The following is a 15,979-nucleotide window of genomic DNA, read 5'->3' on the forward strand; positions in this document are numbered from 1 at the left end:
ATCATGACCGGCCGCACCGGCGTCCTGCTGATCCACGGGCTCGGCGGCACCGAATACGATCTCGGCTCGCTGCACAAGGCGATCCGCCGGGCCGGCGGCGACGCGCACATCATCACGCTGCCCGGCCACGGCACGCGGCCCGAGGATCTGGCCAAGGTGCATGCCGAGACGTGGCTCGACGCCGTCACGGCCCAGTACCGCGCGCTCGAGGCCGAGTACGACACGCTGCACGTGGCCGGCATGTGCATGGGCGCGCTGGTCGCGCTGCTGCTGTGCCACCGCGTGCAGCACGCGAAGGGGCGCCTCGCGCTGCTGGCCGCGCCGGTCTACATCGACGGCTGGTCCACGCCGTGGTATCGCGCGCTGCGCTACCTGCTGTACCAGGTGCCCGGCGTGACCGAGCGCATGCGCGTGGAGGAGGGCGAGCCGTTCGGCATCAAGAACCCGGTGATCCGGGCGCTCGTGAAGAAGAAGTTCGCGCGCCAGGACAGTTTCCACTACCCGTGGGTGCCGCTCGTGACGATCCGCCAGGTCGACCGGATGCGCGGCTGGGCGCGCGCGGCGGCGCCCGATACGCGCTGCACGACGCTGATCCTGCACGCGCGCGAGGACGAACTGACGAGCCTGCGCTCGGCGCGCTTCCTCGAGGCCGCGATGCCCGACGCGCGCTGCATCGTGCTCGATAACAGTTATCACATGATCTGTGCCGATAATGACCGCGACGCCGTCGCGCGGCACGTGCTCGAGTTCTTCGGCTTCGATCCGGCCCACGCGGTGAGCCCGGCGATGGCGCGCCGGCTGGCGCGCGGGGGCGGCTCGGGCGAGGCGGCGCCGGACGTGCCCGACGGTACGCCGTAAGCTCGGGCGCCGCGCCGGTCCATCCTCTTCCCGGCGGCGTCGCGGCGTGAGCGCCCGCCCGCATGCCCGTGTTCGTGGCCGCCCGCCCCCGCAAGCGTTGTCCGCGCGCATCGCCGCGTGCCGCGAGCGGTCGGCGGCACCGTGCCGCTGCGCTATGATCACGCCTTTTGATCGCGCCGCCCCCCGGCGCGAGCGCCTTTCCGACTCTCCGATGACACGACGATTGCCCGCGGCCGCGCTGCGACAACTCCCGCGCACGACCGCGCTGCACCGCCGGCTCCGCCTCGGCCTGACCATGATGGCCGCGCACGCGGCAGCGGCCGCGGCCGCGCCGGCCGAGGTTCCCGCCACGGCGGCCACGGCGGCCGCCGCCACGCGCGCCTCGGCCACGACGCCGGCAACGGCTCCCGCCGCCCAGGCACTGCCCGTCGTCGACGTTTCCGCCGCCGCCGATTCCGCATGGCACGCACGTACCGCGTCGGTCACCGGCCGCGACGACGCATCGATCCGCGACACGCCCGCCTCGATCACGGTGGTGAGCGCGCAGCGCATCGCCGACCAGCAGGCCAGGACGCTCGCCGACGTGCTGCGCAACGACGCCTCGATCAACGCCGACTACACGCCGGTCGGCTACTACGGCAACTTCACGATCCGCGGCTTCCCGCTCGATCCGGCCAGCGCGATCCGCCAGGACGGCCTGACGCTGTCGGGCGAACAGAACGTGCCGCTCGAGAACAAAGCGCGCGTGGAGATCCTGAAGGGGCTTGCCGCGATCGACAGCGGCGTGCTCTCGCCGGGCGGCGTGGTGAACTTCGTCAGCAAGCGGCCCGAGAACGTGTCGAGCGTGACGGCCGGCGTGGACAGCCGCGGCTCGACCTCGGCCGCGGTCGATCTCGGCCGCCGCTTCGGCCCCGACAACCAGTTCGGGTTCCGTATCAACGCGGCGCGCGAGAACCTCCATTCCTACGTGGACGACGCGAACGGCCACCGCACGTTGGGCTCGATCGCGGCCGACTGGAACATCACGCCGCGCGCGAGCCTGCAGGTGAACGCCGAGTTCCAGAACTGGATCCAGCGCTCGGTGTCGGGCTACCAGCTGCTCGGCGGCACGGTGGTGCCGCCGGCCGCCTCGACCTCGAAGCTGCTCGGCGTGCAGCCGTGGGCGAAACCCGTCACCACCGACGCGCTGAACCTGAACGCGCGCTTCGACTACGCGTTCAACGACGCCTGGCGCCTGTACGTCACGGGCGGGCGCAGCCGCACCATGATCGACGACGACGTGGCGTTCGCCTACGGCTGCGCCAACGTGCCGAGCTGCGGCGCGGGCGGAACGTCGCCGTACTTCTTCTCGCAGAACGGCGATTTCGACGTGTTCGACTATCGCAGCCCCGCCGAATACCGTCGCAACGACGAGCTGCGCGCGGCCGTGGACGGCAAGTTCAGCACCGGCGTGCTGCGCCACGACGTGCTGTTCGGAGTGGGCGCGCTGCACCGCGTGGTCCGGCTCTCGAACGCCGTGTACGACTACGTGGGCAGCGAGAACATCGACGGGCCCGACCTCGCGTTCGATCCGTCGCCGAGCCAGACCAGCGCCTCGTTCCCGCAGCTCGACGCGTGGCAGGTGTCGCTGTTCGGCACCGACCGGATCAGCTTCGGCGAGCACTGGCAGCTGCTGGCCGGCGGCCGCCAGGTGCTGCTGCGCCAGCGCGCCTGGACCAGCCAGGACGGCCCGGCCGATCACACCGACCGCACCAAGTTCCTGCCGCAGCTCGCGCTGGTCTACAAGCCGGTCGTGCCGCTGACGTTCTACGGCTCGTACAGCAAGGATCTCTCGCTCGGCGACCAGGCGCCGGTGCGCGCGAGCAACGCCTACGCGTTCCTGCCGCCGCTCGAATCGACCGCCTACGAGGTCGGCGCGAAATACGACTGGGCCAACCGCGTGACGCTGACGGCCGCCGCGTTCTCGATCAGCCGGCCGTTCCAGTTCGCGCAGCCCGACGACTCCGACGCCGGCTACACCTTCGTGCAGCGCGGCCGCGAGCGCCACGACGGCATCGAACTCGGCGCCTCGGGCCGCCTCACCGAGCGGCTGGCGCTGAACCTGAGCGTCGCCGCGATCCGCGCGCGCGCCTACGATTCGGGCTCGCCCGCCTACGAAGGCCATCAGGTGATCAACGTGCCGGCCCTGCGCGCGACGCTGAACGCCGACTACGCGGTGCCGGGGCTGCCCGGCTTCGACCTGCTCGGCGGCATCGAATACAGCGCGAGCCGCAACGCGAACGAGGAGGGCACCGCGCGCGTGCCGGGCTGGATCGTGTTCAACGCCGGCGCGCGCTACACGACGAAGCTCGGCGGCCACCGCGTCACGGCGCGGCTGTGGGTCGACAACCTCTTCAACCGCTATTACTGGCGCGATGCCGGCGAGCAGCAGGGCGACGCCTACCTGTTCCTCGGCGCGCCGCGCACGGCCCGGATCTCGGTCACCTACGACTTCTGACCCGGCCCGCCACGTTCCCGGAGACTTCGCTCCCATGTCCCCCCTCGAAATCACCGGCGTGATCGTGAGCGCGCTGGCGATCTGGCTGGCCGCGCGGCGCAGCATGCTGTGCTGGCCGGTCGGGCTCGCCTCGGTCGCGCTCTACGCGTGGATCTTCTTCGATGCGCGGCTGTACTCGGACATGCTGCTGCAGGGCGCGTTCGCGCTGCTGCAACTGTACGGCTGGTATGGCTGGCTCACGCAGCGGCGCGACCGTGCCGGCGAGCCGGTGGTGCCGGAGGGCGGGGTGGGGCCGCGCCGGCTCGCGCCGGGGCTGGCCGCGGCCGTGGTGCTGAGCGCGCTGCTGGGCAGCGCGATGGCGCGCTGGACCGACGCATCGCTGCCCTACGTCGACGCCACGCTGACCGCGTTCAGCCTCGTCGCGCAATACTGGACCGCGCGGCGCTATATTGCGTCATGGCAGCTCTGGTGCGTGGTCGATACCGTCTATGTCGGCATGTTCGTGTTCAAGGCGCTGTACCTGACGGCCGGGCTCTACGCGCTGTTCGTCGCGCTCGCCGCGATCGGCTGGCGTGACTGGGCACGCGCGCTGGCCCGTGCGAACGCCTCGGCCGCCGCGGCTGGCCCCGCGCCGCGGCTCGACGGCGGGCCATGAGCGAACCATTTTCCGGAGATCCGCTGGTGACGTCAGAGTCTGATTCCGATCCCGCTTCCGCTTTGCGTGGCGCGCCCGACCATGACGACGCGGCGCTCGCGCCGCCGCAGTTCACCGTGGACGGCGAGGCGAGCGAGCGCGACTGGCCGCTGATCACGCGCGCCGAGCTGGATCGCGTGCTGGCCGGCTACCCTCGCGTGGGTGCGCTCGCCTCGCTGTCGTGGCACAGCCCGCGGCCGTTCTCGGCCGCCGTGCTGGCCACCACCGAGGCCGGCGCGGGCGTGTTCGTGAAGCGCCACCACCGCAGCCTGCGCGACGTGGCCGGGCTCGAGGAGGAGCACCGCTTCATCGCGCATCTGCGCGGCCACGGCGTGCCGGTGGCCGAGGTGCTGACCGACACGCACGGGCGCACCGCCAGCACGCACGGCGACTGGACCTACGAGCTGCATGCCGCCTCGCCCGGTGTGGACACCTATCGCGGCGTGATGTCGTGGAAGCCGTTCTTCCACGCCTCGCACGCGGCTGCGGCCGGGCGCATGCTCGCCACGCTGCATCGCGCGGCGGCCGGCTTCGACGCGCCGGCACGTGAATTGAAGCCGCTGCTGACGAGCTTCCGGGTGCTGTCCTCGCCTGACCTGCGCGGCGCGCTCGACGCCTGGGTGGCCGCCCAGCCGCGCCTGGCGCGCGCGCTCGAGGGGCGAGCCTGGCGCGACGACGTGGAGCGCGTGATCGGGCCGTTCCATCGCGCGCTGGTGCCGTGGCTCGACACGCTCGCGCCGCTCTGGACGCATGGCGACTGGCATGCCTCGAACCTGCTGTGGACCGACGACGCGGCCGGCGCGCGGGTGGCGACGGTGCTCGACTTCGGGCTGGCCGACCGCAGCTGCGCGGTACTCGACATCGCCACCGCGATCGAGCGCAACATGGTGGACTGGCTCGCGCCGGCCGGCGCGCGGCGCATCGAATTCGAGCATCTGAACGCGCTGCTGGACGGTTATGAATCGGTGCTGCCGCTGTCCGGCGACGCGTATCGGGCGCTCGCCGCGCTGCTGCCGGTCGCGCATGCCGAATTCGCGCTGTCCGAGGTCGAGTATTTCAACGGCATCCTGTCGTCGCCGGTCGGTACCGAGGCGGCCTACGACGGTTATCTGATCGGCCACGCGCAGTGGTTCGCCGGGGCCGACGGACAGCGGCTGCTGGATGCGATCCGGGCGCGTCGGCCGCGCGGCTGAGCGAGGACGGCGTGTTTGGTCGGCCGCGCAACCGATCGACATCCCCGACCCGAAACGGCGCCGACCGCGCGCCATCACGGCCCGGCGTCCGCGAGCCGCGCCACCACCAGCTCGACGAACCGGCTGAGCCGCGGCTGGCGCCGCATGTCGCGGTGATAGCCGAGCCACGTGTCGCGCGTGGGCGGCGCCTCGCCGAGATCGAGCCGCGCGATGCCGGGCGTCGCGTCGCCGAGCGGCGTCGGCAGCACGGCCAGCCCGACACCGAGCGCGCAGAGCCGCGCCTGCGTCTCGCGGCTGTTGCTGCGCGCGGCGACGCCGGCCTCGGGCAGCCGCCGCGTGATCCAGCTCACGTCGGGCATCGCGCCGAACGCCGTGTCCATCAGCACCAGCCGCGCGCCGCGCCCGCCGTGGTCGAGCGCCGGCGCCTGCCCGACCGCGCCGTAGACCGCGTAGCGCGTGGTCAGCAGCCGCCGGCTGACCACGTCGGGATCGTCGAACGGCAGCATCCGCAGCACGCAGTCGGCCTCGCGATGCGGCAGGCTGTAGAGCCGCGGGTCGGTCAGCAGCTCGATCGCGACGCCAGGATGCCGCCGCGTGAATTCGGCGATCACGGGGGCGAGCCGCAGCGCGCCGAACCAGTCCGAGCACGACACGCGCAGCAGGCCCGACAGCAGCGCCTCGGCGCCCGACAGCTCGCGCAGCGCGGCCAGCGCCTCGCTCTCCATGCGCTCGGCATGCGGCAGCAGCGCCTGCCCCTCGTCGGTCGGCACGAAGCCGTGCGGCGTGCGCTGGAACAGCACGTGGCCGAGTTGCCGTTCGAGCGCCTTCAGGCGCCGGCCCATGGTCGGCTGGGTCTGCCCGAGTACACGGCCGGCCGCGCCAAGGCTGCCCTCGCGCGCGATCGCGAGGAAGATCCGCAGGTCGCTCCAGTCCATCTCCGCCATCGCGTTACCTCATTTATTTTTGCATGAGCATCATGCGATTTTAGCGAATTCCCATGCAGGTTTGTTGTCGCTACAGTGATGGCCGACACCCGACAACCTGACAGCCGGAGAACGACGATGTCCCACCCGCTCATGCGCGCCTGGCCCGCGACCGCCCCCGACGCGCCGTTTCGCCCGATCGACCTGCCGGTCCCGATGCCGGGCGCGGGCGAGGTGCTGGTGCGCGTCCATGCCAGCGGCGTCAATCCGCTCGACACGAAGATCCGCGCCGGCGCGGCGCCGCATGCGCGCCAGCCGCTGCCGGCCGTGCTCGGCATCGATCTGGCCGGCATCGTCGAGCGCGTGGGCGAGGGCGTGAGCGGTTTCGCGCCCGGCGACGCCGTCTGGGGCGCGGTGGGCGGTGTCGGCGGGCTCGCCGGCACGATGGCCGAGTTCGTCACGGCCGACATGCGGCTGCTGGCGCGCAAGCCGGCCGACCTGACGATGCGCGAGGCCGCCGCGCTGCCGCTCGCCGCGATCACCGCCTGGGAAGGGCTCGTCGATCTCGCGGGCGTGCGGGCCGGCGAGCGCGTGCTCGTGATCGGCGCGGCCGGCGGGGTCGGCCACGTCACGGCGCAACTGGCGCGTGCGCGCGGCGCGCGCGTGTTCGGCGTGGCCTCGGTGCGTGATGCCGGGTACCTCGAATCGATCGGCGTGCGCTACGTGGCGCGTGCCGACGCGGCCGATGCGTGGGTGCGCGAACATACGGACGGGCAGGGCTTCGAGGTGGTCTACGACAGTGTCGGCGCGCTCGCGGCCGCGTTCGACGCGGTGCGGCCGTTCGGGCGCGTGACGAGCGCGCTCGGCTGGGGGAGCGTGTCGCTCGCGCCGCTGTCGCTGCGCTCGGCGCGCTATGCGGGCGTATTCACGTTGCGGCCGCTGCTGAGCGGCGCGGGCCGCGACGCGCACGGCCGGATCCTGGCCGAGGCGGCGAGGCTCGTGGAGACCGGCGCGCTGGTGCCGCGGCTCGATGCGCGACGCTTCACGATCGGGCAGGCCGACGCGGCGCATGCCCTGGTGAAAAACGGACAGGCGAACGGCAAGGTGGTGCTGGAAATGACGTAAAGACGGCGCGATGGTGCGACCCCGAGGATTGCGCGACCTGCATCAGATCAGGATCCGGCCGGGATGGCATCGGCCGCTCCCGGTCAATCGTTCGCATCGCCAAAGCCAGGTGGAAACGAGCGATGCCGGAATGATCGGCATGGCGTATCGCGACATCGGCAAGCCCCGGTTTTCCTTGATGGAATCGCGAGCGCACGGTGCGTAATTGAGATAATCGAGGGCGCGTTACTGACCCGCAACGGGGTCAACTCTCCAGGCGAGAATGTCGCAGCTGATCCGGAATCCTGTATGATGTGTATCTCAAAAAAATAGCCCGACAATTAGCTTAATTCGCCCAGTTTATGAAGAGAAAAATCGCCGTGCTTTTCGGCACTCGTCCGGAAGCAATCAAAATGGCGCCTATCGTCCGGGCACTTCGCGAATCCCAGTATCTTGAGCCCCTGATTATCGCGACTGCGCAACATCGCGAAATGCTCGATCAGGTGCTAGCGGTGTTCGGTATCGAGCCCGATCATGATCTGAACCTGATGCGTCCCAACCAGACGCTCGCGGGCCTGACGTCGCGCCTGATCGCGTCGATCGACGACGTGGTGCGCGAGGCCGCGCCGGTGGCGATGCTGGTGCAGGGCGATACCACCAGCGTGCTGGCCGGCTCGCTGGTCGCGTTCTACAACGACATTCCGGTGGGCCACGTGGAAGCGGGCCTGCGCACGCACGACATGCGCAATCCGTTCCCGGAGGAAATGAACCGCGTCGTCACGGGCCGGCTGACCCGCTGGCACTTCGCGCCCACCGCCTCGTCCGCGCGGAACCTGCGCGACGAGCGTTATCCGGACGAGACCGTGTTCACCACCGGCAACACCGTGATCGACGCGCTGTTCGAGGCACGCAAGCATCCGGCCAAGGTCGCGGTGCAGCCTACCGAGGGGCGCCGCATGATGCTCGTGACGACGCATCGGCGCGAGAACTTCGGCGAGCCGCTGCGCCGCATCTGCGCCGCGGTGCTCGAATTGCTGGAGCGCGACCCCAGCCTCGAGGTGCTGTTCCCGGTCCATCCGAATCCGAACGTGTCGTCGGTGGTCCACGACCTGCTCGGCACGCATCCGCGCGTCAAGCTGTGCGCGCCGCTCGACTACCTGTCGTTCATCGCCGCGATGGAAGCCGCGCACCTGATCCTCAGCGATTCCGGCGGCGTGCAGGAAGAGGCGCCCGCGCTCGGCAAGCCGGTGCTCGTGCTGCGCGACGAGACCGAGCGCCCCGAGGCGATCGAGGTGGGCGTGGCGGCACTGGTCGGCACCGACACCGCGCGCATCGTCGAGAAGGTCTGGCAACTGCTGACCGATCCGGCCGCATATCGCGAGATGGCACAGGGCGCGTCGCCGTACGGCGACGGCTTCGCCGCGCGTCGCATCGTCGATATCCTCGAACGGGAACTGGGTTGCCGCGAACAATCGGCCCGGGACGATGGCACGGTGGCGCAGGTCAAGCCTGCATGACCGCGCGCGCAGCGACCCGTGCCGCGACGGCCGGCCGTTGCCGGCTTATTTATTTTTCATCCGTTCCCTACGCGAGCTACGCCCAGCGTCCGCACTTCATGGTGCAGGCGTTCGCGGACCAGGGCTTCGACGCGGTCCTCTGGATCGACCCGTATCCCACGCGCCTGCCGAGCCTGGGCGACCTGCGGCGAGTGCGCAAGGCGGCCGCGGACGTCGTGCATCCAGTGGATCCTCGTGTCGAGGTGGTGCGCCCGCGGGCGCTGCCGATCGAGCCGCTGCCGCTGAGCGGCGCGCTCAATCGCCTCACCGCGTGGCGCGCGCTGGGCAGGCGCATGGAAGCTTTCGCGCGCGGCGCCGGCTGCTGCGTGCTGGGAATCGGGCGGCCGAGCAAGCTGGCCGACTGGGCGCTGCGGCACGTGCCGCATGATCGCTCGTTCGCCGACGTGCTCGACAACTTCCCCGCGTTCTATCGCGGCTGGTCACGCCGGTCGATGCAAAGGCGCATGAGTGCGATGCTCGCGAGCGTCGACGACGTCTATTGCTCGTCGTCGGCGCTGGCCGACGAGGTACGCCGCGAGCGCGCCGACGCGCTGACCGTCCTCAACGGCTATTCGACGGCCGGCCTGCCCGAACCGTCGGCCGCCGCGCAGCGCAACTGCATCGGCTACGTCGGCAGCATCGCCGACTGGTTCGACTGGCCGCTCGTGCAGGCGCTCGCCGAGGCGTTGCCCGACGTGTCGATCCGCCTGGTCGGCCCGGAGTTCGTCGCGCGCCCGGCCAACCTGTCGGCCAACGTCGAACTGCTCGGCGAGGTGGCGCAGAAGGACGTGGCCGCGCTGGTGCGCGAGTTCACGGTAGGGCTGATCCCGTTTCGCGTCAACGCGCTCACCGACGGCGTCGATCCGATCAAGTTCTACGAGTACCGCAGCCTGGGCGTGCCGGTCTGGTCGACCGCGTTCGGCGAGATGGTGCATCGCGGGCACGCGGACGGCGTCACGCAGGTCACGTCCGGCAGCGACTGGCGTGCGCTCTGGAACGACGCGCGCACGGCCGTGATCAGCGCCGAGGAGGTCGCATCGTTCCGCCGCGAGGTGGACTGGAGCCGGCGCTTCGACCCCATGATCGAGCGCTCCCATCCGGCCCTTGTGAAGTCGAAAGCGGAAGCCGGAGTTGATAGACTTCAAATGTCGCAGCCGCCCTCCAGGCCGCAGCCCCCTGTCATTCGAGAACGATGAGTCAATCCACTTTTATCAAGGAAGGCACTGAACTGAAGCATCGTGCGGCTTTCTGGAAAGTCCTGCACGACCTGATGATCCATCGCCAACTGCTTTCCCAGCTCCTGCGGCGCGACATCGCGAGCCGCTACCGCGGATCGCTATTCGGCACGATCTGGGCGTTCCTGAACCCGCTGCTGATGCTGTCGCTGTACACCGTCGTGTTCGGCGTGTTCCTGCATGCGCGCTGGGCCGGCGCGTCGAACAGCCTGCAGTTCTCCGTGACGCTGTTCGCCGGCCTGATCGTCTTCAACTTCTTCTCCGAGTGCCTGAACCGTTCGCCGATGCTGATCGGCAGCCACGTCAACTACGTCAAGAAGGTCGTGTTTCCGCTCGAGCTGCTGTCGTGGATGACGGTGGGCACGGCGCTGTTCCATGCCTGCGTGAGCCTGATCGTCTGGATCATCTTTTCGGCGTTCGTCTACGGCACCGTGCATTGGACGCTCGTGTTTCTGCCGCTGATCTTCATCCCGCTGATCTTCATGACGGTGGGCATCAGCTGGATCGTCAGTTCGCTCGGCGTGTACGTGCGCGACATCGGCCAGGTGATCGGCGTGGCGACCTCGTTCATCATGTTCCTGTGCCCGATCTTCTATGCGATCGAGTCGCTGCCGAAGGCGTTCCAGGCGCTGCTGCGCGTGAATCCGCTGACCTTCATCATCGAGCAGGCGCGCACCGTGATGATCGCCGGCCAGTTGCCGAACTTCCCGATGCTGGCGATCTACGTCGTGTCGAGCTTCATCTTCGCGTGGCTGTCGCTCGCCTGGTTCCAACGCGCACGAGACGGGTTTGCCGATGTACTCTGATTCCACCACCCTGGCTGCCGACCGGGCGAAGCAAGAGGCGCCGGTCATCCGCATCGAAGGGCTTTCGAAGCACTTCGCCGTCTATCACTCGCCGCTCGAGCGGCTCAAGCACGTGATTTCGCCGAACCGCCAGAAGGGCTGGAGCGAATTCCGCGCGCTCGACAACATCGACCTGACCATCGCGCGCGGCGAGACCTGCGCGATCGTCGGCCGCAACGGCTCGGGCAAGTCGACCCTGCTGCAGATCCTCTGCGGCACCCTGCGCGGCACCTCGGGCCGCGTCGAGGTGAACGGCCGCGTCGCGGCGCTGCTGGAGCTGGGCGCCGGCTTCAACAACGATTTCACGGGGCGCGAGAACGTCTACATGAACGGCGCGGTGCTCGGCCTGTCGCGTGCCGAGATCGACACGCGCTTCGCCGACATCGAGGCGTTCGCCGAGATCGGCAGCTTCATCGACCAGCCGGTCAAGACCTATTCGAGCGGCATGTACGTGCGCCTCGCGTTCGCGGTGGCGATCCACGTCGATCCGCAGATCCTGATCGTGGACGAGGCGCTCGCGGTGGGCGACTCGCGTTTCCAGGCCAAGTGCCTGAACCGGATCAAGGCGATGCAGGCCAACGGCGTCACGATCCTGTTCGTGTCGCACGACGTGGGCGCCGTGCGCACGCTGTGCGAGCGCGCTCTCTGGCTCGACCAGGGCAAGGTGCGGATGCTCGGCGACGCGTTCTCGGTGACGGCGCAGTACAACCAGTTCCTGTTCGAGGCCGACGCCGAGAACGAAGCGAAGGGCAAGCGCGATGCCGCCCCCGGGGCCGCCGACGCTGACGCCGCCGTTGCCACGGATGACGACGCCAGGCCGGACGACACCGGCGACGGCAGCGCCCTCGAGCAGATGGCGCGCCATCGGCCGATCAATCACTGGGGCAGCCACGTCGGCTCGATCCTCGATGCCGGCATCTTCAGCCCGGCCGGCGAGCGCCTGACCACCGTGATGGCGCTCGACGACATCGAGGTCCGCGTCAGGATCCGGCCGCCCGCGCATGCCGATCGCTCGACGCTGAGCGTCGCGTTCTCGCTGAAGGACCTGCGCGGCACCGACCTGTTCGTGTCGACCACCTGGGACCAGCGCGCGCTCGACTTCACGCAGGCCGGCGAGACCATCGAGGTCCGCTTCAAGCTGAAGAACCAGCTCAATGCCGGCAACTATCTGCTGGCCGTGGCGCTCGAGGACCGCGCCAGCGTCATGCCCCAATACTACGAGTACATCGAAGGGGCGCATTACTTCTCTTCGCTCACCGCGCACAAGTTGTACGGCACGTTTGTCGCCGAGGTCGAGCAAACCATGGACGCGGGGAACGCCGCACTGCGAGTATCCGCATGACCGATCAAAATCAGAACGAGATCAACAGCAACCAGTATTGGGACAGCCGCTTCGAAACCGACTGGGAGTCGAACAGCGGCCGCGAGCAGAGCCGCTTCTTCGCGCGCGTCGCGATCGAGGCGCTGCCGCAATGGTTGCAGCACAAGGTGCGCTGGGACAATCTCAGCGTCTGTGACTGGGGCTGCGCGCAAGGCGACGGCACCGAGGCGCTCGCGCAATTGCTGTCGTGGGACGTCACCGGCATCGATTTTTCGCAATCGGCGATCGAGCGCGCGACGCATACCTATCCGGCCGTCAAGTTCTCTCACGAGAACCTGCTGGAGCAGCCCGACCGGCCGCCGTTCGACGTGCTGTTCTCGTCGAACACGCTGGAGCACTTCGCGAAGCCCTGGGAAGTGTTCGGGCAGGTCGCGCGCTACGCGTCGAAGTTCATCGTGCTGCTGCTGCCGTATCGCGAGTACGAACGGCATGCCGAACACGAGGTGACCTTCGACTCGACCAATATCCCGCTCGTGCCGCATCCGGACTGGGTGCTCGTCTACGACGCCGCGGTCGACACGCGTTTCCGCCAGCCGAGCTACTGGGGCGGCCAGCAGATCCTGCTGGTGTACGCGCGCATCGCGCACCTCGGCGACTATCAACTGTCGCTCGAGGACGCCAAGTTCGCGGGCGAAGGCGAGCCGGCCGACGTCGTGCTCGCCAAGGCCGAGAAGGCCCGGCTCGAGCGGGCGCAGACCGCGCTCGTGTCGGCGCTCAGCAAGTTCGCCGGCGAGGGCGGGCAGGGCGGCGCCGCGCCCGCCGAATCCGAAGCGGAGAAGGCCCGCGCCGAACAGGCGCAGGCGGCGCTCGAGCTGGAACGGGCGCAGGCCGCGATGCGCGTGTCGGCTCTCGAGCGGGAAAGCGAGGCGCTGCGCACGCAGTTGCAACAGCTCGGCGAGGAGCACGCGAAGCTGGCCGCGGAATCGCATCAGCGCGACGAGCGCATCCACTTCCTGCAGTACCGCGAGCAGGCGCTCGTCAACGAGGTGAACACGCTGCTCGCCACCCGGAGCTGGCGGATGACGGCGCCGCTGCGTGCCGTGCGCGGCGCCCCCGGCTGGATGCGCAAGCGTGCGAAGGACGTCAGCTATGCCTACCAGCATGGCGGCGTGCGCAACGTGGTGCAGCGTTCGCTGATGTACATCCCGAGGCATGCGAAAGCGCGCGGCACGGGTGAGCATGCGCCGTCCGCGGTGCAGGTCGTGCGGCCCGCCGGCCCGGCCATTCCGAGGGCGCCGCGGCCGCGCCGCGAATTGCCCGACGTGTTCGTGTTCAGCATCATCGACTGGCACTTCCGGATCCAGCGGCCGCAGCATCTCGCGCGTGAATTCGCGCGGGCCGGCCATCGCGTGTATTTCTTCACGAACCATTTCGAGGACGCGCGCGAGCCCGGCTTCTCGATCGAGCAACTGGACAGCGCGCTGCCGCTCTACCAGGTCAAGCTGAAGGTGCAGAAGGCGCCGGCCATCTATTTCGCCGCGCCCACTGCCGAGGCCGTCGAGCAGATCCGCGCCGGCATGCGGCTGTTCTTCAACTGGAGCGGCACCGAACGCTCCTGGTCGATCGTGCAGCACGGCTACTGGTATCCGGTCGCGACCGGCCTGCAGTCCGAATGCGTGGCGTATGACTGCATGGACCACCACGAGGGCTTCGGCAACGTCCCGCAGGAACTGCTGGCGATCGAGGATCAGATGATGGAGCAGGCCGACCTGCTGGTCGCCACTTCGTCTTGGCTCGAGGACATCGCGCGCAAGCGCAACCCGCACGTGTCGGTGATCCGCAACGCCGGGCAGTACCGCGACTTCTGCGATGCGCCGGCCGAGCGCTTCGTGGACCCGCAGGGCCGGCAGATCATCGGCTACTACGGCGCGATCGCGGAATGGTTCGACGCGGAACTCGTCGAGCGGATCGCGCAGTCGTTCCCGGAGGCGCTCGTGCTGCTGGTGGGCGCCGATTCGGCCGGCGTGGGCGAGCGCCTCACGAAGCATCGCAACGTGCAGATGATCGGCGAGGTGCCTTACGCGAAGCTGCCGTACTACCTGTATGCGTTCGACGTCTGCCTGATGCCGTTCCGCGTCATCCCGCTCACGCTCGCGACCAATCCGGTCAAGATCTACGAATACCTCGGCGCCGGACGCTCGGTGGTCGGCGTCGACCTGCCCGAGATGGCGCAGTTCGGCGATCTGGTGCGGATCGCGGATTCGCACGAGGGCTTCATCGACCAGGTGCGGGCCGCGCTGGCCGCGCTGCCCGATGCGCCGGACGTCGTCGCGCGCCGCAAGGAATTCGCGGCGGGGCAGACCTGGGCGCATCGCGTGTCCGATTTCGGCGACGCCATCCGCGCGCTGCCGCAGCCGACCGTCAGCGCGATCGTGCTGACCTACAACAACCTCGACCTGACGAAGAACTGCCTCGAGAGCCTCGAGCGCTACAGCGACGGCGTCGCCCTCGAGATCGTGATCGTCGACAACGCCTCGAGCGACGGCTCGCCGGCGTTCCTGTCGACCTGGGCGAGCTCGCGCAAGCACGTCAAGCTGATCCTCAACGACGACAACCGCGGCTTTGCCGGCGGCAACAACCAGGGGCTCGCCGCCGCGACCGGCGACTACCTCGTGATCCTGAACAACGACACGGTGGTCACGCGCGGCTGGGCACGACGCCTGGTGAACCATCTGCGCCAGAATCCGGGGCTCGGCATCATCGGCCCGGTGACCAACAACATCGGCAACGAGGCGCGCGTGGAAACGTCCTACCAGGACCTCGCCGCGATGCAGGTTGAGGCGCAGGCGCTGACCGACCAGTACCTTGGCGAGTGGTTCGAGCTGAACACCGTGGCGTTCTTCTGCGCGATGCTGCCGCGGGACACCTACGAACGCTGCGGCCCGATCAGCGAGGACTACGGCGTCGGCTTCTTCGAGGACGACGATTACTGCCGCCGCGTCCAGGCCGCCGGCCTGCGCATCGGCTGCGCCGAGGACGTGTTCGTGCATCACCACCTGTCGGCTTCGTTCAACAAGCTGGGCGCGGAGCGCAAGCGCGCGCTGTTCGAGGCGAACCGCCTCGTCTACGAGGCGAAGTGGGGGCCCTGGACGCCCCACCAGTATCGCCGCCGCAAGAGGCTCGGGAACTGAGGCCCGACCGCCGCCGATGCCACGACGCCCCACTCCGGTGGGGCGTCGCGTTTTGCGGCCGCCGTTCCGCTCGCGGGCCGGTGCTCGCCGCCGCGCCCCGTAATCACCCGTAATAAAAATCATTCTCAGCAAGAGCTACAGCGACATCACCAACGTCAACGCGATCCCGTCCTACGTGATCGCGAACGCGGCGTTCGGGTATGACACGCGCCGCTGGGGCGTGGACCTCAACGTCCACAACCTCACGGATCACCGCTACGACATCGCCGCCAACGCGGCCGGTGCCTACGCCGGCGAATCGCTGAGCGCGTTCGTCAATCTCCACGCCGGCTTCTGAACGAAACGCGTCGAGGAAAACACTGACGAAAGCGGCCGCCGGCGGAAGCCCCGGCGGCCGTGCCAAGGCAAGGATTGCTCAGATCATTGCACCACGCCGGCGCGGCGAAGTTCGCGTCCGGCGCGGCAAGTCAGGGATAACCCCGCTGCGGAGCGGGGCGTGCGCTGCCGTCATCACAGGTGCCGGCTCAACCCCAGCCTCGTAAGCCAACGATAGGCGATTGCT

At 69.2% G+C, this 15,979-nt stretch carries 12 protein-coding genes; 11 read left to right on the top strand and 1 reads right to left on the bottom strand.

The genetic code is table 11. From position 1 onward, the window contains the following. Window positions 1-3: 3 nt before the first annotated feature. From bpln_RS25440 to bpln_RS25455, 4 genes are all read left to right on the top strand, one after another. On the top strand, window positions 4-858 hold the full coding sequence (locus bpln_RS25440; protein ID WP_055141216.1) for an alpha/beta hydrolase: 855 nt from the start codon (window positions 4-6) through the stop codon (window positions 856-858). A 295-nt stretch (window positions 859-1,153) separates the two neighbouring features. Continuing rightward, the gene (locus bpln_RS25445) at window positions 1,154-3,355 is read left to right on the top strand and encodes a TonB-dependent siderophore receptor (protein WP_420807386.1); all 2,202 of its coding nucleotides are present in this window, start codon (window positions 1,154-1,156) and stop codon (window positions 3,353-3,355) included. Window positions 3,356-3,389: 34 nt separating this feature from the next. Further along, window positions 3,390-4,010, top strand: coding sequence for a nicotinamide riboside transporter PnuC (gene pnuC / locus bpln_RS25450; RefSeq protein WP_042627968.1), 621 nt, complete (start codon window positions 3,390-3,392; stop codon window positions 4,008-4,010). Then, on the top strand, window positions 4,007-5,242 hold the full coding sequence (locus tag bpln_RS25455) for a phosphotransferase enzyme family protein (protein WP_420807366.1): 1,236 nt from the start codon (window positions 4,007-4,009) through the stop codon (window positions 5,240-5,242). The genes pnuC and bpln_RS25455 overlap by 4 nt, the downstream gene beginning before the upstream one ends. A 74-nt stretch (window positions 5,243-5,316) precedes the next feature. Here the strand turns inward: bpln_RS25455 and bpln_RS25460 are convergent, their stop codons facing one another. Further along, the gene (locus bpln_RS25460) at window positions 5,317-6,186 is read right to left on the bottom strand and encodes a LysR family transcriptional regulator (protein ID WP_208459474.1); all 870 of its coding nucleotides are present in this window, start codon (window positions 6,184-6,186) and stop codon (window positions 5,317-5,319) included. Window positions 6,187-6,303: 117 nt separating this feature from the next. Between bpln_RS25460 and bpln_RS25465 the strand changes: the two genes are divergently transcribed. The 7 genes from bpln_RS25465 to bpln_RS34495 all read left to right on the top strand — a co-directional run bounded on the left by bpln_RS25465 (window position 6,304) and on the right by bpln_RS34495 (window position 15,754). Further along, window positions 6,304-7,290, top strand: coding sequence for an alcohol dehydrogenase catalytic domain-containing protein (locus bpln_RS25465; protein ID WP_055140364.1), 987 nt, complete (start codon window positions 6,304-6,306; stop codon window positions 7,288-7,290). Between the two features lie 341 nt (window positions 7,291-7,631). Beyond that, window positions 7,632-8,786 (top strand): non-hydrolyzing UDP-N-acetylglucosamine 2-epimerase, encoded by a 1,155-nt coding sequence (gene wecB / locus bpln_RS25470; RefSeq protein ID WP_055140365.1) that lies wholly within the window; start codon window positions 7,632-7,634, stop codon window positions 8,784-8,786. Then, the gene (locus bpln_RS25475; RefSeq protein ID WP_148654177.1) at window positions 8,783-10,021 is read left to right on the top strand and encodes a glycosyltransferase family protein; all 1,239 of its coding nucleotides are present in this window, start codon (window positions 8,783-8,785) and stop codon (window positions 10,019-10,021) included. The genes wecB and bpln_RS25475 overlap by 4 nt, the downstream gene beginning before the upstream one ends. After that, window positions 10,018-10,866 carry an ABC transporter permease gene (locus bpln_RS25480; RefSeq protein WP_080937411.1) on the top strand — a complete coding sequence of 283 codons (849 nt, stop codon included), beginning with the start codon at window positions 10,018-10,020 and terminating at the stop codon, window positions 10,864-10,866. The genes bpln_RS25475 and bpln_RS25480 overlap by 4 nt, the downstream gene beginning before the upstream one ends. Next, window positions 10,856-12,247 carry an ABC transporter ATP-binding protein gene (locus tag bpln_RS25485; protein WP_055140367.1) on the top strand — a complete coding sequence of 464 codons (1,392 nt, stop codon included), beginning with the start codon at window positions 10,856-10,858 and terminating at the stop codon, window positions 12,245-12,247. The genes bpln_RS25480 and bpln_RS25485 overlap by 11 nt, the downstream gene beginning before the upstream one ends. Further along, entirely contained in the window at window positions 12,244-15,417 is a 3,174-nt protein-coding gene (locus bpln_RS25490; RefSeq protein WP_055140368.1) for a glycosyltransferase, read from the top strand. Before bpln_RS25485 ends, bpln_RS25490 begins: the two co-directional genes overlap by 4 nt. A gap of 175 nt (window positions 15,418-15,592) precedes the next feature. Further along, complete coding sequence (locus bpln_RS34495) at window positions 15,593-15,754, top strand: hypothetical protein (protein ID WP_244132033.1); 162 nt, start codon at window positions 15,593-15,595, stop codon at window positions 15,752-15,754. Window positions 15,755-15,979 lie beyond the last annotated feature (225 nt).

The organism is Burkholderia plantarii (genome assembly GCF_001411805.1).
Lineage (GTDB): Bacteria > Pseudomonadota > Gammaproteobacteria > Burkholderiales > Burkholderiaceae > Burkholderia > Burkholderia plantarii.

What these genes read in the sequence shown, in the direction of transcription:
- bpln_RS25440 (WP_055141216.1), top strand. Translation starts at nt 4, where the DNA reads ATGACCGGCCGCACCGGCGTCCTGCTGATCCACGGGCTCGGCGGCACC.
- bpln_RS25445 (WP_420807386.1), top strand. Translation starts at nt 1,154, where the DNA reads ATGATGGCCGCGCACGCGGCAGCGGCCGCGGCCGCGCCGGCCGAGGTT.
- pnuC (WP_042627968.1), top strand. Translation starts at nt 3,390, where the DNA reads ATGTCCCCCCTCGAAATCACCGGCGTGATCGTGAGCGCGCTGGCGATC.
- bpln_RS25455 (WP_420807366.1), top strand. Translation starts at nt 4,007, where the DNA reads ATGAGCGAACCATTTTCCGGAGATCCGCTGGTGACGTCAGAGTCTGAT.
- bpln_RS25460 (WP_208459474.1), bottom strand. Translation starts at nt 6,186, where the DNA reads ATGGCGGAGATGGACTGGAGCGACCTGCGGATCTTCCTCGCGATCGCG.
- bpln_RS25465 (WP_055140364.1), top strand. Translation starts at nt 6,304, where the DNA reads ATGTCCCACCCGCTCATGCGCGCCTGGCCCGCGACCGCCCCCGACGCG.
- wecB (WP_055140365.1), top strand. Translation starts at nt 7,632, where the DNA reads ATGAAGAGAAAAATCGCCGTGCTTTTCGGCACTCGTCCGGAAGCAATC.
- bpln_RS25475 (WP_148654177.1), top strand. Translation starts at nt 8,783, where the DNA reads ATGACCGCGCGCGCAGCGACCCGTGCCGCGACGGCCGGCCGTTGCCGG.
- bpln_RS25480 (WP_080937411.1), top strand. Translation starts at nt 10,018, where the DNA reads ATGAGTCAATCCACTTTTATCAAGGAAGGCACTGAACTGAAGCATCGT.
- bpln_RS25485 (WP_055140367.1), top strand. Translation starts at nt 10,856, where the DNA reads ATGTACTCTGATTCCACCACCCTGGCTGCCGACCGGGCGAAGCAAGAG.
- bpln_RS25490 (WP_055140368.1), top strand. Translation starts at nt 12,244, where the DNA reads ATGACCGATCAAAATCAGAACGAGATCAACAGCAACCAGTATTGGGAC.